Here is a 16,731-nt window from a genome sequence, read left to right on the forward strand (position 1 = left end):
GCCTGCTCTTGATCTTGATCCACGGGCGACATCGGAAGGCTGAGCGGAGGGATTGATCCGGGGGTGGGAGCGCAGCGACCGTTTGGCGCAGCCAAATGCATCGAGAGGAGGTGCAGCGCAGCAAACCGGAGGCGATGCCCCCGGATCGATCCCGCAGCGAAGGAACACCGAGCCCCAGCGAGCGGGCCGGACGCAGGAGCAAGCCCTTTTAGTTACTTTTGGGGCGTTTGCCAAAAGTGACCCGCCGTAAGGGCGGAACCCCAAGCAGCCGTTACCGCAGCAACGGATATGCTCCCAAATCCAAATCAACCAGCAGCGCGCGAACTGCTCCGATACATAAACACCAACGCCAACCCCAAACACCCCATCGCCAAAATCCGACTCGAAGAAAGCTCAATCGCCGGATTCCCCAACCAGCCAAAATTATCAATCAACATCCCCATCCCCAACTGCCCGACAATCACCGCCACCGTCGCCACAGCCGTCCCGACCACCGGCACCGCCCCGACCATCACCATCATGTACACCACGCCAAACAACGCCCCGGTCAGCTGCCACTTCGGCACCTGCAAAAGACTCACCGCCTGCGCCGGCTCAAAAAACAAAATCAACAACCCCGTCGTCACCGCCCCCACGACAAACGTCAGCAAACTACTGCGCAACACCCCGACGGTCTCACCCAAACGCCCATTGATCGCCGCCTGCACACTCAACACCGCACCGGCCAACACCACCACCGCCAACAAAATAACCAGACCCATCACTCACCCCCGCGCAATCAAAACAAGTGCCACCACAATCAACCCCAACGCCAGCCAGCGCTCGGCATTGACCTTCTTGCGCGTCGCCCCGAACCAGCCGAAATGGTCAATCAACACACTCTTGCCAACCTGCCCGGACAAGATCGCGATCATCGTCATCGCAATGCCGATATGCGGTGTCGCCAGCGTCAACACCACCACATACATCGGCCCCAGAAACCCACCGATCAACTGCCAGCGCGGCAGATCGGTCAGCGCCGGCCCCTTTTGTGGCCCGGCGAACAGCAGCAGCAAAAACAGAATCGCCGAGCCGACCCCAAAGATGCTCAACGTTGCCCACAGATGCCCGACCTGCACACCCAACGGCCCGAGCAACCCGGCCTCCACCGACAAGCCCATTCCCGCCAGAATCACCAGCGGCAACAGCAACAGGCGCAATGCCGATCTGCTCGCCGGTGCGCGGACACTCACCTCATCCAACGTCTGCATAAACAACATTCCACTCAAGTAAACGATGGCGCGGATTATCGACTGGCACAGCTGTGCGATAAATGGGAGCATCCGGACAACACTTTTGCGTAACTCGCACAGCAGGACGATCCATGCACGGGCTCAATGAACTGGGATTCAAGGCGTTAAGGCTGTTTGTCGCCGTGCTCGACCACGGCAGCTTTTCCGAAGTCGCCCGTCGTGAAGGCGTGGCGCCCTCGTCGATCTCCCGGCAGATTCAATTGATGGAGCAGGCGCTGAATCAGCAATTGCTCTACCGCCACACCCGCGCCGTGACGCCCACCGAAGCCGGGCGCATGCTCGGTCATCACGCGCGGCTGGTGCTGGTGCAACTGGAAGAAGCCGAACAAGCCTTGCAGGAACAACAAAGCGAACCCACCGGGCTGGTGCGTATCAACGCCCCGGTGGTTTTCGGTCAGCGGCATCTGACGCCGTGGCTGGGCCAGTTGTGCGCGCGCTATCCGAAGCTGCAGCTGGATATCCAGCAAACCGACCACTACGTCGATCCGCTGCAGGAAGGTGCCGACCTGTTGTTCCGCATCGGTCCGCTGCACGATTCGAGCATGCAGGCACGGATTCTGGCGCCGCATCGTTTTCAGGTGGCGGCCAGTCCTGCTTACTTGAAACGCTATGGCACGCCGCGCAAGCCCGAAGATCTCGCGCGGCATCAATGCCTGGCCTACAAAGGCGCGACCGGCCAGCAGCGCTGGTTTTTCCGTCGCGATGGCGAGGACTGGATACCGTATTCGGTCAAAGGCCCGATCACCGGCAACCACGCCGACACCCTCACGCAAGCGGCCGAACAGGGTTTGGGGCTGGTGATGTTTCCGTCATGGCTGATTGGTGAAGCGGTGCGCGAGGGCACGCTGGTGCCGGTGCTGAGGGAGTATCAGGTGTCGAACAGTCTGGAACCGCAACAGATTGCGGTGTTGTGGCCGGGGAGTCGCAGGTTGTCGGTGAAGGTGCGGACGGTGATTGATTTCTTTATCGAATGCTTCGGGGAAGTGCCCTACTGGGACAGGCCTTGAGTCTTTGAAGATCAAAAGCCCCTCACCCTAGCCCTCTCCCGGAGGGAGAGGGAACTGAATGGGGGATGCTGTGGAACTCCGCCGATCTGAAACAGCTTTACCGAATCCATAATCGACCCAATCTTTCAGGTCGGTGCATAGCGCAAGACACCTCGGTCAGTCCCCTCTCCCTATGGGCGGTCCGACGTTTCGGGAGGGCCAGGGTGAGGGGCTTTTCCAGCGGTCAGATCCGGAACTGGCCGACAAGTTTACCCAGGCGCTGCCCCAGATCCGCCAGACTGCGCGACGTCTGCGCGCCCAACTGTGTTTCATCAGCCACGTTATCCACCGCCACCGCAATCTGATGCACGCTGCGGTTGATCTCTTCGGCCACTGCCGTCTGCTCTTCCGCGGCACTGGCAATCTGCGCGTTCATCGAGTTGATCGTCGCGATCAGCTCCGCCATCGCATCCAGTGAAGCGCCGGCCTGATTGGCCTGCTGCGAGGTGCCGTCACCCGCTTCGCTGGAACGGCGCATCGCTTCAACTGCTTGCTGCGTGCCCGCCTGCAAACGATCAATCATCCCCTGAATTTCCTGCGTGCTGATCTGCGTGCGACTGGCCAACGCTCGCACCTCATCCGCCACCACAGCAAACCCGCGCCCGGCTTCACCGGCGCGCGCCGCTTCGATTGCGGCGTTGAGTGCCAACAAGTTGGTCTGTTCGGCGATCGAACGAATCACCCCGAGCACACCGACAATCGACGTCACGTCTTGCTGCAGGCTGTCGAGCGACACGCCGCTGCTGCGGATGTCATCGACCAGCGCATGAATCTGCTTGATGCTGCCGGCCACCACACGCTTTGCGCTCTGCCCTTCTTCATCGGTTTGCTGGGCGGCGACGGCAGCGTTTTGCGCGCTCTTCGCCACTTCCTGCGCGGCGGCAGACATTTCGTTGATCGCCGTGGCGACCTGATCGGTCTCATGGCGCTGACGCTCCATCGCCTGATCGGAACGTTGCGCCTGATCCGACACCTGCGTCACCAGCCCGGTGAGCTGCGTGGTCATCTCGGTGATCTGCCGCACCAGGCCATGAATCTTGTCGACGAAACGGTTGAACGAGCCCGCCAGTTCGCCGAGTTCGTCCTGGCTGGTGATGTTCAAACGGCGAGTCAAATCGCCCTCGCCCGCCGCGATGTCATCGAGGTTGGCCTTCATCAAATTCAGCGGACGCAAAATGGTATTGGCCAGCAGCAGGCCCGCTGCCGCGATCACCAGCAGCACCACCACCGCCACGCCGACGATGCTCAGCACCACGCCTTGCATGCGTTCCTGCACCTGCGCTTCAACCAGTGCCACTTGCGCTTCGATGCCGTCGAGGTTGACCGACGTACCCACGGCCATGTCCCACTTCGCCAGGTATTCGGTGTAACCGAGTTTCGGCACCAGCACTTGCGCGTTGCCCGGCAGCGGCGAGCTGTATTGCAGATAGTGAGTACCGTCCTTCGCCACGCTCACCAGACCACGGTTGACGTAAACGCCGTTCGGGTCGCGGTTGTCCTTGAAGCTTTTGCCCACGCCTTCGGGGTCGTTGGCCTTGAACAGGCGCACGGTCTCGGAGTCGTAGCCGAAGAAGTAGCCGTCCTTGCCATAGCGAATGCCGGAGAGCAATTTGATCGCTTGCGCCCGCGCCTCGTTATCACCGGGAGCAGCCGCGTCGTACAGCGGTTTGATCGTGGTCATGGCCACGGCGACGTAACTTTGCAGGGTGGCTTTGGCATCGCCGAGCAGGCGTTCGCGGGTCTGTTCGACCTCTTTGTGCGCCTGTTCCTGGAGGATGAACAGCGTGGTCAGACTGATGACCAGCGCAAAGAGCAACACCGGAAGAACGGCGAGGGAGAGGACTTTAGCCTTGAGGCTCAGGCGCATTGTGGGGGCTCACTCTTTTGATTTTATTGGCGTGGTTAAAGGCTTTAACGGCACGCCATCACAAAAGTTGAGCAAAGGGATTACCCCATTCCCCTGTGGGAGCGAGCTTGCTCGCGAAGGCGTCGTGTCAGTCAACCATTAAGTCGCTGATACACCGCTTTCGCGAGCAAGCTCGCTCCCACAGGAGATCGGCGGGGTTTAGAGGACCATCGCGGCCACCCAGCCGAACGCCAGCAGCGGCAGGTTGTAATGCAGGAACGTTGGCACCACGGTGTCCCAGATGTGGTGATGCTGGCCGTCGATGTTCAGGCCGGAGGTCGGGCCCAGGGTCGAATCCGAGGCCGGCGAACCGGCATCACCCAACGCGCCAGCAGTGCCGACAATGCACACGATCGCAATCGGACTGAAGCCCAGTTGCACGCACAGCGGCACAAAAATCGCCGCCAGAATCGGCACGGTGGAAAACGACGAACCGATGCCCATGGTCACCAGCAACCCGACCAGCAGCATCAGGAGCGCGCCGACACCTTTGCTGTGATTGATCCACGAGGCCGACGATTCGACCAGCGTCTGCACTTCGCCGGTGGCCTTCATCACTTCAGCGAAACCGGAGGCGGCGATCATGATGAAGCCGATCATCGCCATCATTTTCATGCCCTCGGTGAAGAGGTCATCGGTCTCGCGCCACTTGACGATGCCCGACACCGAGAAGATCAGAAAACCGACCAGCGCCCCGATAATCATCGAGTCCAGGAGCAGTTGCACAATGAACGCGGCGGCAATCGCCACGCCGGCAATCATCAGGCTCAGCGGGTTGTACTGCACCGCCACTTGCTCGACCTGTTCGATCTTGGCCAGATCGTACACGCGCCGCTTGCGATAAGTGATGAACGCCATCGCCAGGCCGAAGACCATGCCCAACGCCGGAATGCCCATGGCGTGGGTGACATTGATACCGCTGATGTCGACGCCACTGCGTGCCACATTGGCTAACAAAATTTCGTTGAGAAAGATGTTACCGAAGCCTACCGGAAGGAACATGTACGGCGTGATCAGACCGAACGTCATCACGCAGGCGATCAAGCGGCGGTCGATTTGCAGCTTGGTCAGTACATATAAAAGCGGCGGCACCAGCAGCGGAATGAACGCGATGTGGATCGGCAGGATGTTCTGCGAAGCGATCGCCACCACCCACAACAAGCCGATCAGCAGCCATTTGACGCTGCCACCACCGGTGGCGTGCTGGCGGTCAACCATCGCCAGCGCCTTGTCGGCCAGCGCATGGGCCAGGCCGGACTTGGCAATCGCCACGGCGAAAGCGCCGAGCAACGCGTAGGACAACGCCACCGTGGCGCCGCCGCCCAGGCCGCTGTTGAAGGCCTTGAGCGTGGCGTCGATGCCCAGACCACCGGTCAGGCCACCGACCAGCGCGCCGACGATCAAAGCGATCACCACGTGGACGCGGGACAGGCTGAGTACCAGCATGACGCCGACCGCCGCTATGACTGCATTCATTTCACTACCTCAAAAAACACTGCGGTGGAAAACACACCGCCAGACAGGATGAGTCCGCCAACGGTTCACCGGCGGATTTGCAAAGAGGGTCTTATTAGAAGGGCGCGCACTGTGCCGCAGAGTGGCGGCGCTGTCAAAACATCGGGGAGGACTGACGACAACCCTGTGGCCATCCAAAAAGGAGGATTCAGCCAGAGCATGCGGCAATTGGTCATATTGTGTTTCAAGGATAAAGAAAGCCGATTCGCGGCCGTTACAGTGCAAAGTCTCAGATATTTATCGAATAAGGACGTCTCCATGTCGCTCAGACAACTTTCCATCCAATGGAAAATCACCCTGCTCGCCGGCCTCTGCCTGGCCGGTATCGTGACCCTGTTGGTGGGTCTTTCGCTGTATCGCATGGAGCACAGTTCCGAACTGGTGAAAGCGTCCAGTATGGAGATGCTCACCGAATCGGCGCAGGCGCGTATCGAGTCGCAAGGTGAAGTGCAGGCCGCCGGCATTCGTCAGCAGTTCATGGACGCCTATCAATACGGCCACGGTTTCTCGCGCCAGGTGCTGTTCCTGCGCGAACAGGCCGAGAAGCGTTTCCTCGACGCCTTCGACCTGCGCGAAGACATGACCCGTCAGGTCAAATCGGCGCTGCAAGCCAACCCGGACCTGCTCGGCCTGTCGCTGGTGTTCGAGGCCAACGCGCTGGACGGCAAGGACGAGTTGTTTGCAGGCCAGGCTGAACTGGGCAGCAACGACAAAGGCCGTTTCGCCCTGTACTGGTCGCAACCGACGCCTGGCAAAGTCACCTCGATGGCGCTGCCGGAAACCGACATGGCCGACACTAGCACCGGCCCCAGCGGTCAGGCGGCCAATGCCTGGTTCACCTGCCCGCGCACCACGCTCAAACCGTGCGTGATCGAACCGTACTTCTATGTGATCGACGGCCAGAACGTGCTGATGACCAGCATCGTCTTCCCGCTGATGGTCAATGGCAAAGTCATCGCCTCGCTGTCGGTCGACATCAACCTCAACAGCCTGCAAGCGATCAGTCAGGGCGCCAGCAAAAAACTCTATGACGGCCAGACCGCCGTGAGCATCATCAGCCCTGCCGGCCTGCTCGCCGGTTACAGCCCGGATGCCGGCAAACTCAGCCAGCGCCTGGACGCCGTGGACAAAATCAGCGGCGCCGAGTTGCTCAGCAAACTCGCTTCCAGCACCAGCGTCAGCAGCCTGCACAGCAACGGCCAGTTGAAAGTGCTGTCGCCGTTCCAGCCGATTCCGGGTGGTCCGTCGTGGGGCGTGTTGCTCGATGTGCCGGAAAAAGTGCTGGTCAGCCGCGCCGAAGCGCTCAAGCAACAACTGGACGCGAGCAATAATTCCGGCACGTTGATCGAACTGAGCCTCGGCGTACTGGCCGCGCTGATCGGCCTGCTGCTGGTGTGGCTGATGGCGCGCAGCGTGACCAAACCGATTCTCGGTGTGGCGCACATGCTCGAAGACATCGCCAGCGGTGAAGGCGATCTGACTCGCCGTCTGGCCTACGACAAGCAGGATGAACTCGGACAACTGGCCGGTTGGTTCAACCGTTTCCTCGACAAGTTGCAGCCGATCATCGCCGAAGTGAAACGCTCGGTGCAGGATGCGCGCAACACCGCCGACCAGTCCTCGGCCATCGCCGCCCAGACCAGCGCCGGCATGGAACAGCAATACCGCCAGGTCGATCAGGTCGCCACCGCGTCCCACGAAATGAGCGCCACTGCGCAAGACGTCGCCCGCAGCGCCGCGCAGGCCGCCGAAGCCGCCAAGGATGCCGACCGCGCCACCCGTCGGGGCCTGACCGTGATCGACCGCACCACCGCGAGCATCGACACCCTCGCCGCCGACATGAGCGCAGCGATGATTCAGGTCGAAGGGCTGGCCGCCAATAGTGAAAAAATCGGCACGGTGCTGGAAACCATCCGCGCCATCGCCGAACAGACCAACCTGCTCGCGCTCAACGCCGCGATCGAAGCGGCGCGTGCCGGTGAAGCCGGGCGCGGATTTGCCGTGGTCGCCGACGAGGTCCGTAACCTCGCTCGCCGTACGCAAGAGTCGGTGGAAGAAACCCGTCAGGTGATCGAGCAGCTGCAAACCGGTACGCAGGACGTGGTCGGTTCGATGGGCAACAGCCATCGTCAGGCTCAGGGCAGTGTCGAACAGGTTGGCCAGGCGGTGACCGCGCTGCGCCAGATCGGCGATGCGGTGACGGTGATCAGCGACATGAACCTGCAGATTGCCAGCGCCGCCGAAGAGCAGAGTGCGGTGGCCGAGGAGATCAATAACAACGTGGCGACGATCCGTGATGTGACGGAGTCGTTGTCCGGGCAGGCGAATGAGTCGGCGCGGGTGAGCCAGTCGCTCAATAGTCTGGCGAATCAGCAGCAGAGTTTGATGGATCAGTTTCGCGTTTGATCCGAGATTTGGGGTGTGTCAGGTGAATCCTTTCCCCCTCACCCCAGCCCTCTCCCCCAAGGGGGCGAGGGGGAAAGGGAGCTGATCTGCATGTCATTCAAAACTTGAGTCCGGCTCGATATTTCAGGTCACGGGAAGTTTTTCATAACCTGAGTTCGACTCGGTATTTCAGGTCTCGGGGAAGTATTCAAATCCTGAGTTCGACTCGGTATTTCATGTCGGTGTACCTCGAACAAACACCTCGGTCAGTCCCCTCTCCCTCCGGGAGAGGGTTAGGGTGAGGGGCTTCTAAAAGGCTCACCGCCGAGGCAACTCGATCACCACCTTCAACCCGCCCCACTCACTCTCGCCCAACACCAGCAACCCACCCCAAGTGTCGACGATGTCACGCACAATCCCCAACCCCAAGCCATGCCCGTGGGTCTGCTCGTCCAGCCGCGTGCCCCGGCTGAACACCTCGGCGCGCTGCTCTTCAGGAATCCCCGGCCCATCATCTTCCACGCTCAGGGCAAAGCCATCCGTACGCTCGATCACGCTCAAGCGCACTTCGGCATCCGCCCATTTGCAGGCGTTGTCCAACAGATTGCCGAGCAGCTCGAGCAAATCCTCACGGTCCCACGGCAGTTGCAGTCCCGTCGGCGCGACATAGCTCAACGCCAGATGCTCGCCATGAATCATGTTCAACGTCGCCAGCAACCCCGGCAGTTCCGCGTCGCAATCGAACAGTGCTCCGGGCAGCGCATCCCCGGATAACCGCGCGCGATTGAGTTCACGATTGAGCCGTTGCTGCACCTGTTCCAACTGTTCGGTGAGGACCTTGCGCAGCTCGGGATGAGCATCGAGCCTGTCGCTGGACGCCAGGCTCAACAACACCGCCAAAGGTGTTTTCAAGGCGTGCCCAAGATTGCCCAGAGCATTGCGCGAACGCTTGAGACTGTCTTCGGTATGGGCGAGCAAATGGTTGATCTGCGCCACCAGCGGTTCCAGTTCCACCGGCACCTGATCATCGAGTTGCGAACGCTGGCCTTGCTGCAATTGCGCGATCTGCTCGCGGGCCTTTTCCAGCGGTTTCAACGCGCGGCGCACGGTCAAACGCTGCAAGAACAGAATCAACAGCAACGCCGCCAGCCCCATGCCCAGGCCGATCTGGCGCATGCGCTGAAAGCTCTCGCGCACTGGCGTGTAGTCCTGGGCAACGCTGATCGAGATCGACTGGCCCAAGCGTCGATAGTCCGAACGCAACACCAGCAACTGCTGGCCGTCCGGGCCCAGTTGCAGATTGCTGTGCAGACCGGGATGGTCGAGCAGCGGCAGATCCTGATCCCACAACGAGCGCGAGCGCCAATGGCTGTCGGCAAAATCGATACGGAAATAGTGCCCGGAAAACGGTCGCTGATAGGCCGGCGACAAATGTCGCTCATCCAGTTGCAAACCCTGCGGGCCGCGCACCAGCGCCACCAGCAGGCTTTCACTGTCATTGCGCAGGCCGGCTTCGAGGTAACGCTGCAAACCGACTTCGAACAACCACAGGCTGGTCTGCGCCACCACCACACCAACGATCACCATCACGCTGATCAAACCCAGGCTCAAGCGGCGCTGGATCGACCTCACGAAGCTTGCCCGCCGAACAGGTAACCCTGACCGCGACGGGTTTCGATCACGCTTTTGCCGAGCTTGCGACGCAGGTGATTGACGTGCACTTCGAGGACGTTGGAGTCACGCTCGGTTTCACCGTCATAGAGGTGTTCGGCGAGGTGGCTTTTGGAAAGGATTTGTTCCGGGTGCAGCATGAAATAGCGCAGCAGGCGGAACTCGGCAGCGGTCAGTTGAATATCGGCGCCGTCGCGAACCACGCATTGCCGCCCCTCGTCCAGATGCAGACCGGCCGCCTGTAATGTCGGCTGATTGGCCTGGCCTTTGGAGCGGCGCAACAACGACTGAATGCGCAGATAAAGCTCTTCGGGGTGAAACGGCTTGGTCAGGTAATCGTCGGCGCCGGCCTTCAGGCCCTCGATGCGCTCAGCCCAGGAATCGCGTGCGGTGAGGATCAGCACCGGGATCACGAGGCCGCCGGCGCGCCACTGCGCCAGCACCTCAAGCCCCGGCACGCCGGGCAGGCCGAGGTCGAGAATGATCAGGTCATACGGCTCGCTGCTGCCCTGATACAGCGCATCGCGGCCGTCCGCCAGCCAATCCACCGCATAGCCTTGGCGTTGCAGGCCGGTGAGCAATTCGTCGGCCAGCGGTACGTGGTCTTCCACCAATAGCAAACGCATCGATCAATCTTCCTTGTCTTTCACAAGTTCGCCGGTATCGGCCTTCAGGTGCAACTCACGGGCGACGCCTTCGACGGTGAGCAACTCGACTTCATAAATGTAGACGTCGTGCTTTTCTTCCAGCTCGACTTCCAGCAATTTTGCCCCGGGATAACGATCCATCGCCTGCTGCAGCACTTGCTCCAGCGGCAGGATCACCCCCTGCTTGCGCAGATTGAGCGCTTCGTCCGGACCGAGGTCGCGGGCCATCGCCGTCGAACAACACATCACCAGCGCCAACGCCGTGCGGCGGGTGGCGCGAACATTAACCTTCATTACGTATCCTGATGATCCTTGAGAACCTGCCCAGTCACCGCGTCTAATTCCAGATCCCATTCGAGCCCCTGCGGATCACGCATTTCGATCTGGTAGATGTACTTGCCGTACTGCTCTTCCAGCTCGGTATCGGTGATCGTCGAACCCGGGTGTTTGGCCAACGCGGTGGCGTTGAGCTTCTCGAAGGAGACGATAGTACCAGCGTCGCGCAGACGCAGGGCTTCGTCAGGGCCGAGATCGCGGGCGTGGGCGAGGCTGGCAGTGAGGCCGACGATCGCGGCAATGGACAGGGCAGTCAGGGTTTTCATGGTGTCTCCGTATTTTTATGTGTTGCTTACGGTGGGCACCTTAGCGGGATGAACTTAACTGAAACTGAATTGCCATCATTGCTCCAGCTCAACATATACCCCCCTGTGGGAGCGAGCTTGCTCGCGAAGGCGGTGTATCAGACACATCATCGTTGACTGACCCTACGCTTTCGCGAGCAAGCTCGCTCCCACAGGGGACATCATCGTTCTATAATCCTTCGCTTGCTAACGATCGAGACCGGTATGACCGCCATCCACATCAAATTCCCCGCCCTCACCCTCAAGGCCGGCCCGCGGGCCATGGCGCGGATTCGTGCGCAAGGCTTGAACGCCGCCGACGTCGGCACCCTGCCCGGCGCCGCCGGTGGGCCGAAGGCGTTGGGGATTCAAGGACTGGATCTGGCGCTGTTCGGTGAATGGCTGCCCGGCGCGCCACGCGAGCGCTCGTTGATCGGCGCCTCGGTCGGTTCCTGGCGCTTCGCCAGCGCTTGCCTGCCGGACGCCGCCGAAGGCATCCGTCGTCTCGGCCACCTGTACACCGAGCAGAACTTCAACAAAGGCGTGACCATGGCCGAGATCAGTCTGAGCTCGCAGCGCATGCTCAACGACCTGCTCGACGGCCGCGACGCGAGCATCCTCGACAACGCGCATTACCGCCTGAACATCATGGTGGTGAAAAGTCAGGGGCGTCTGGCCGATGACCATCGCGGACGATTGGGTCTGGCACTGGGCTCGGTGATCGCCGATAACCTGCGTGGCCGCGCACGGCTGTCGCGGCACTTCGAACGGCTGATCATCCACGATCCGCGCCTCGCCCCGCCGGTGAATGCGCTGAACGATTTCCCGTCACGCTTCGTTGCGCTGAATGCCGGCAATCTGCGCCAGGCCTTGCTCGCTTCGGGCTCGATTCCGATGGTCATGGAAGGCGTACGCGACTTGCCCGGCGCCGGTGCCGGCACTTTCCGCGACGGCGGCCTGCTCGACTATCACCTCGACTTGCCCTACAGCGGTGACGGCATCGTGCTCTATCCGCACTTCACTGATCGGGTGATTCCCGGCTGGTTCGACAAGACCCTGCCATGGCGCAAGGCGTCGGTGCAGCGCTTGCAGGACGTGTTGTTGCTCGCCCCTTCGAAGGACTATCTGGCGCGCCTGCCCTACGGCAAACTGCCCGACCGAAATGACTTCAAGCGCTTCATGGGCGATGCGCCGAGCCGGCAGAAATACTGGCACGCGGCGATGGACGAGAGCCGCCGGCTGGGCGATGAATTCCTCGAACTGACTGCCAATGGTCGCCTCGCCGAGCGCTTGCTGACCCTTTAGTCAGCACGGCCAAACACAAGCTGGTAAACTCGCCGCCTGCCCGAATCGCTGCGGCGAACACCATCTGAACAGAGCCGAAAATACCGTGGAAATCTTCAAGGAATTTACTTTCGAATCCGCCCACCGCCTGCCGCACGTCCCGGACGGCCACAAGTGCGGACGTCTGCACGGTCACTCGTTCAAAGTGGCGCTTCACCTCAGCGGCGACCTCGATCCGCACACTGGCTGGATCCGCGACTTCTCTGAGATCAAGGCGATTTTCAAGCCGCTGTACGAGCGTCTCGATCACAACTACCTGAACGACATTCCCGGCCTGGAAAACCCGACCAGCGAAGTGCTGGCCAAATTCATCTGGAATGAAATGAAGCCACTGCTGCCGGAACTGAGCGCGATCCGTATTCACGAGACGTGCACCAGCGGTTGCATCTATCGCGGTGAGTAATGCAGATATCACTGAAGACCATTGTGGGAGCGAGCTTGCTCCGGGCGGCGTTCCGACGAATGCGGTTTACCAGTGACGTAAATATTGACTGACACAATGCCTTCGCGAGCAAGCTCGCTCCCACAGGGATAGGCGGCGTGTCAGTGAATGAATAAACAGCCTTCACGGCTGTTTTTTTACGCCTATGCTTTTTGGCTCCCACCGCCGAGAGGACAGGCCCATGACAGACTGGCTGCTGGATCAAGTCTTTGACTTCAATGGCCGACAGGTACGCTACGCCGTGCGCGGCGACGGCCCGCCGCTGGTGTTCGTGCATGGCACGCCGTTTTCGTCATATGTGTGGCACCGGATCGCGCCGCACTTTTTTGCCACGCATCGCGTGCATTACTTTGATCTGCTGGGTTACGGGCGCTCCGGGCAACCCGACGCGGACGTTTCTCTCGGCGTGCAAAACCAGCTGCTGGCGCAGTTACTCGACCACTGGAATATTCAAACCCCCGACGTCGTCGCTCACGACTTTGGCGGCGCCACCGTGCTGCGTGCCCACCTGCTCAACGGCAAGGATTACCGCAGCCTGACGCTGATCGACCCGGTCGCGCTGACGCCGTGGGGTTCGCCCTTCGTACAACACGTGCGCCAGCATGAAGCGGCCTTCAGTGGCCTGCCCGACTACATCCAGCGCGCCATCGTGCCGGCTTATATTCGCGGGGCGATCCACCGCGATATTCCTGAGGACGAACTCGCGCCCTACGTACAACCGTGGCTGGGCGATCCGGGGCAAGCGGCGTTCTATCGACAGATTGCGCAGATGGATGAGCGCTACACGCTGGAAGCTCAACCGCTGTACCCGACGATTCGCTGCCCGGTGCAGATTCTCTGGGGCGAAGAGGATCAGTGGATCCCCATCGAACGTGGCCGTGCCTTACACAAGATGATCCCGGGCTCGCAATTCCACGCCATCGCCAACGCCGGGCACCTCGTCCAGGAAGACGCCCCGGAAGCCATCGTCGCCGCCCTGCTGCGCTTTCTCTAAACCAACACCCATCCCTTGTGGGAGCGAGCCTGCTCGCGAAAGCGGAATATCAACCACTGCAGATGTCGCCTGACACGCCGCCTTCGCGAGCAGGCTCGCTCCCACATTGGGCCTGGGTGTATTCAGGTGCACCGCTTTCGCGCCAATCCGCGCGACTCGTCTATACATAACCCGCGCCAACCGGCATTTGGCACGACCACTGCAACCCTCTCCCGCGTCTTCCCTTTCCAGCAAGGACCGCCCCATGACGCAGAACGCTACCGGCAACGATTACCCCCTCAGCGAAGTCCCGATGCATGCGCGCAAAGGCCTGGCCTCCACGGCGATGGTGTTACTGGGCTTCACGTTTTTTACCGCGACCATGTTCGCCGGCGGCAAGCTCGGTGTGGCGTTCAGCTTCGGCGAGATGATGGCGGTGATCATCGTCGGCAATATGCTGCTGGGTCTGTATGCGGCGGGCCTGGGTTACATCGCTTTCAAGAGCGGCCTCAACTCGGTGTTGATGGGCCGTTTCTGTTTCGGCGAAGTCGGCAGCAAACTCAGCGACCTGATTCTCGGTTTCACCCAGATCGGCTGGTACGCCTGGGGCACCGCGACCGCTGCCGTGGTGATCGGCAAATACTTCAATCTCGACGAAGGCACGGTGCTCGGGCTGATGGTGCTGTTCGGTCTGATGTTCTGCGCCACGGCTTATGTCGGTTATCGCGGATTGGAGATTTTGTCGTACATCGCCGTGCCAGCAATGATGTTGCTGCTGATGCTGTCGATGTGGGTGGCGACGGTGAAAGTCGGTGGTTTCGAGGGTTTGCTCAGCGTGGTGCCGAGCGGTTCGCTGGACTGGTCGACCGCCATTACCCTGGTGTTCGGCACCTTCGTCAGCGGCGCAACGCAAGCGACCAACTGGACGCGCTTTTCGCGATCTGCGCGGGTGGCGGTGCTGGCCAGCCTGATCGGTTTCTTTATCGGCAACGGCCTGATGGTGCTGATTGGCGCGTACGGCGCCATCGTCTACCAACAACCGGATGTGGTTGAGGTACTGCTGTTGCAAGGCTTCGCCATGGCCGCGATGGCCATGCTGCTACTGAACATCTGGAGCACCCAGGACAACACCATCTACAACTTTGCCGTCGCCGGTTGCAACCTGCTGCGCACCGGCCGACGCAAGACCGTGACCCTCGCCGGTGCGGTGATCGGCACCTTGCTGGCCCTGCTCGGCATGTACGACATGCTGGTGCCGTATCTGATTCTGCTCGGCACGGTGATTCCGCCGATTGGCGGGGTGATCATGGCGGACTTTTTCTTCCGCTGGCGCGGGCGTTATCCGCGCTTGGCCGACGCGCGGTTGCCGGCGTTCAACTGGCCGGGCCTCGGGGCTTACGCGGTCGGCACCGTCGCCGCGTTCAGCTCGCCGTGGGTCGCGCCGCTGGTAGGCATCGCCGCTGCCGCGCTAACGTATGTCATCGTCACCGGCGTGCTCGGCGCTCGCAGCGCGGCCGCGCCTCTACAAGACTTATAAAAAAGGATTCGCCTGATGCACATCATCAACGCCCGACTGCGCAACCAGGAAGGTCTGCACGAATTGCACCTTGAAGACGGCCTGATCCGCAGCATCGCCCGCCAGACCGAAGCACCCACTCTCGGCCCGGATGACCTCGACGCCGGCGGCAATCTGGTGGTGCCGCCCTTCGTCGAGCCGCACATTCACCTCGACGCCACCCTCACCGCCGGCGAGCCGCGCTGGAACATGAGCGGCACGCTGTTTGAAGGCATCGAATGCTGGGGCGAACGCAAGGTCACCATCACCGAAGAAGACACCAAGACCCGCGCGAAGAAGACCATTCAAACGTTGGCCGCTCACGGCATCCAGCACGTACGCACCCACGTCGACGTCACCGACCCGCAACTCACCGCACTCAAGGCCATGCTCGAAGTGCGCGAGGAAAGCCGTCATCTGATCGACCTGCAAATCGTCGCGTTTCCGCAAGAAGGCATCGAGTCGTTTCGCAACGGTCGCGAGTTGATGGAAGAGTCGATCCGCATGGGCGCGGACGTGGTCGGCGGGATTCCGCATTTCGAGTACACCCGCGACCAGGGCGTCAGTTCGGTGAAGTTCCTGATGGACCTGGCCGAGCGCACCGGTTGCCTGGTCGATGTGCATTGCGACGAGACCGACGACCCGCATTCACGCTTCCTCGAAGTGCTCGCCGAAGAAGCGCGCAGCCGCGACATGGGCGCTCTGGTCACCGCCAGTCACACTACGGCGATGGGCTCTTACGACAATGCCTACTGCGCGAAACTGTTCCGTTTGCTCGGGCATTCCGGGATCAGTTTTGTCTCCTGCCCGACCGAAAGCATTCACCTGCAAGGGCGCTTCGACAACTTCCCCAAACGCCGCGGCGTCACCCGCGTCAACGAATTGCTCGAAGCCGGGATGAACGTGTGTTTCGGCCAGGATTCCATCGTCGATCCGTGGTACCCGCTGGGCAACGGCAACATCCTGCGGGTGCTCGAAGCCGGGCTGCACATCTGCCACATGCTCGGTTATCGCAACCTGCAAAGTGCGCTGGATCTGGTCACGGATAACAGCGCCAAAGCCATGCACCTGGGTGAGCGTTATGGCCTGGAACAGGGGCGCCCGGCGAATCTGCTGATTTTGTCTGCGGACAGCGATTACGAAGTGATTCGCAGCCAGGGCTTGCCGTTGTATTCGATTCGCGGCGGCAAGGTGTTGATGAAGCGGCAAATGCCGGTGGTGGAGTTCAGTACTGATCTGAACTGATATCTGCGGCGGGGCTGATGGCCGCATCGCTGGCAAGCCAGACTACCACAGGATCGATGGCTCACCGTAAATCCACTGTGGAAGCGAGCC

15 protein-coding genes and 2 pseudogenes are annotated in these 16,731 nt (G+C 61.0%); 8 read left to right on the forward strand and 9 right to left on the reverse strand.

Translation table 11 applies throughout. The annotated features are described in order from the left end of the window. Positions 1-305: 305 nt before the first annotated feature. Complete coding sequence (locus tag A8O26_RS14150; RefSeq protein ID WP_064118593.1) at positions 306-761, reverse strand: DMT family transporter; 456 nt, start codon at positions 759-761, stop codon at positions 306-308. Positions 762-764: 3 nt separating this feature from the next. After that, entirely contained in the window at positions 765-1,250 is a 486-nt protein-coding gene (locus tag A8O26_RS14155) for a DMT family transporter (RefSeq protein ID WP_064118594.1), read from the reverse strand. Between the two features lie 113 nt (positions 1,251-1,363). On the opposite strand from A8O26_RS14155, the gene A8O26_RS14160 reads away from it, so the two are divergent. Beyond that, positions 1,364-2,299 carry a LysR family transcriptional regulator gene (locus A8O26_RS14160; RefSeq protein WP_064118595.1) on the forward strand — a complete coding sequence of 312 codons (936 nt, stop codon included), beginning with the start codon at positions 1,364-1,366 and terminating at the stop codon, positions 2,297-2,299. Positions 2,300-2,522: 223 nt separating this feature from the next. Here A8O26_RS14160 and A8O26_RS30610 read toward each other — a convergent pair whose 3' ends face one another. From A8O26_RS30610 to A8O26_RS14170, 3 genes and pseudogenes are all read right to left on the reverse strand, one after another. Beyond that, a complete protein-coding gene (locus A8O26_RS30610; RefSeq protein WP_430458727.1) occupies positions 2,523-3,344 on the reverse strand; it encodes a methyl-accepting chemotaxis protein in 822 nt (273 codons plus the stop codon). An 84-nt stretch (positions 3,345-3,428) separates the two neighbouring features. Then, a pseudogene (locus tag A8O26_RS30615) lies at positions 3,429-4,205 on the reverse strand (cache domain-containing protein); the annotation flags it as partial. A 198-nt stretch (positions 4,206-4,403) separates the two neighbouring features. Next, a complete protein-coding gene (locus A8O26_RS14170; protein ID WP_064118597.1) occupies positions 4,404-5,720 on the reverse strand; it encodes a Na+/H+ antiporter family protein in 1,317 nt (438 codons plus the stop codon). A 1,440-nt stretch (positions 5,721-7,160) separates the two neighbouring features. Between A8O26_RS14170 and A8O26_RS30620 the strand changes: the two are divergent. Together A8O26_RS30620 and A8O26_RS30625 are read left to right on the forward strand one after the other, a co-directional pair. After that, a pseudogene (locus tag A8O26_RS30620) lies at positions 7,161-7,307 on the forward strand (HAMP domain-containing protein); the annotation flags it as partial. A gap of 102 nt (positions 7,308-7,409) precedes the next feature. Next, positions 7,410-8,165, forward strand: coding sequence for a methyl-accepting chemotaxis protein (locus A8O26_RS30625; RefSeq protein WP_437339884.1), 756 nt, complete (start codon positions 7,410-7,412; stop codon positions 8,163-8,165). Between the two features lie 297 nt (positions 8,166-8,462). Here A8O26_RS30625 and A8O26_RS14180 read toward each other — a convergent pair whose 3' ends face one another. The 4 genes from A8O26_RS14180 to A8O26_RS14195 are packed head-to-tail and all read right to left on the reverse strand — an operon-like array spanning position 8,463 to position 11,064. Further along, positions 8,463-9,776 carry a sensor histidine kinase gene (locus A8O26_RS14180; protein WP_064118599.1) on the reverse strand — a complete coding sequence of 438 codons (1,314 nt, stop codon included), beginning with the start codon at positions 9,774-9,776 and terminating at the stop codon, positions 8,463-8,465. Beyond that, on the reverse strand, positions 9,773-10,441 hold the full coding sequence (locus tag A8O26_RS14185; RefSeq protein ID WP_064118600.1) for a response regulator transcription factor: 669 nt from the start codon (positions 10,439-10,441) through the stop codon (positions 9,773-9,775). Before A8O26_RS14185 ends, A8O26_RS14180 begins: the two co-directional genes overlap by 4 nt. Positions 10,442-10,444: 3 nt before the next feature. Next, entirely contained in the window at positions 10,445-10,756 is a 312-nt protein-coding gene (locus tag A8O26_RS14190) for a PepSY domain-containing protein (RefSeq protein WP_064118601.1), read from the reverse strand. Continuing rightward, entirely contained in the window at positions 10,756-11,064 is a 309-nt protein-coding gene (locus A8O26_RS14195) for a PepSY domain-containing protein (protein ID WP_064118602.1), read from the reverse strand. Before A8O26_RS14195 ends, A8O26_RS14190 begins: the two co-directional genes overlap by 1 nt. 243 nt (positions 11,065-11,307) lie before the next feature. On the opposite strand from A8O26_RS14195, the gene A8O26_RS14200 reads away from it, so the two are divergent. From A8O26_RS14200 to codA, 5 genes are all read left to right on the forward strand, one after another. Then, on the forward strand, positions 11,308-12,387 hold the full coding sequence (locus tag A8O26_RS14200) for a hypothetical protein (protein ID WP_064118603.1): 1,080 nt from the start codon (positions 11,308-11,310) through the stop codon (positions 12,385-12,387). 85 nt (positions 12,388-12,472) lie between these two features. Further along, positions 12,473-12,829 (forward strand): 6-carboxytetrahydropterin synthase QueD, encoded by a 357-nt coding sequence (gene queD / locus A8O26_RS14205; RefSeq protein ID WP_007915588.1) that lies wholly within the window; start codon positions 12,473-12,475, stop codon positions 12,827-12,829. Positions 12,830-13,049: 220 nt separating this feature from the next. Next, entirely contained in the window at positions 13,050-13,862 is an 813-nt protein-coding gene (locus tag A8O26_RS14210) for an alpha/beta fold hydrolase (RefSeq protein WP_064118604.1), read from the forward strand. A gap of 244 nt (positions 13,863-14,106) precedes the next feature. Continuing rightward, complete coding sequence (gene codB, locus A8O26_RS14215; RefSeq protein ID WP_064118605.1) at positions 14,107-15,378, forward strand: cytosine permease; 1,272 nt, start codon at positions 14,107-14,109, stop codon at positions 15,376-15,378. Positions 15,379-15,393: 15 nt separating this feature from the next. Beyond that, positions 15,394-16,641, forward strand: coding sequence for a cytosine deaminase (gene codA / locus A8O26_RS14220; RefSeq protein ID WP_064118606.1), 1,248 nt, complete (start codon positions 15,394-15,396; stop codon positions 16,639-16,641). The last annotated feature ends 90 nt before the right edge of the window (positions 16,642-16,731 follow it).

It is taken from the genome of Pseudomonas fluorescens, from assembly GCF_001648775.1.
Lineage (GTDB): Bacteria > Pseudomonadota > Gammaproteobacteria > Pseudomonadales > Pseudomonadaceae > Aquipseudomonas > Aquipseudomonas fluorescens_M.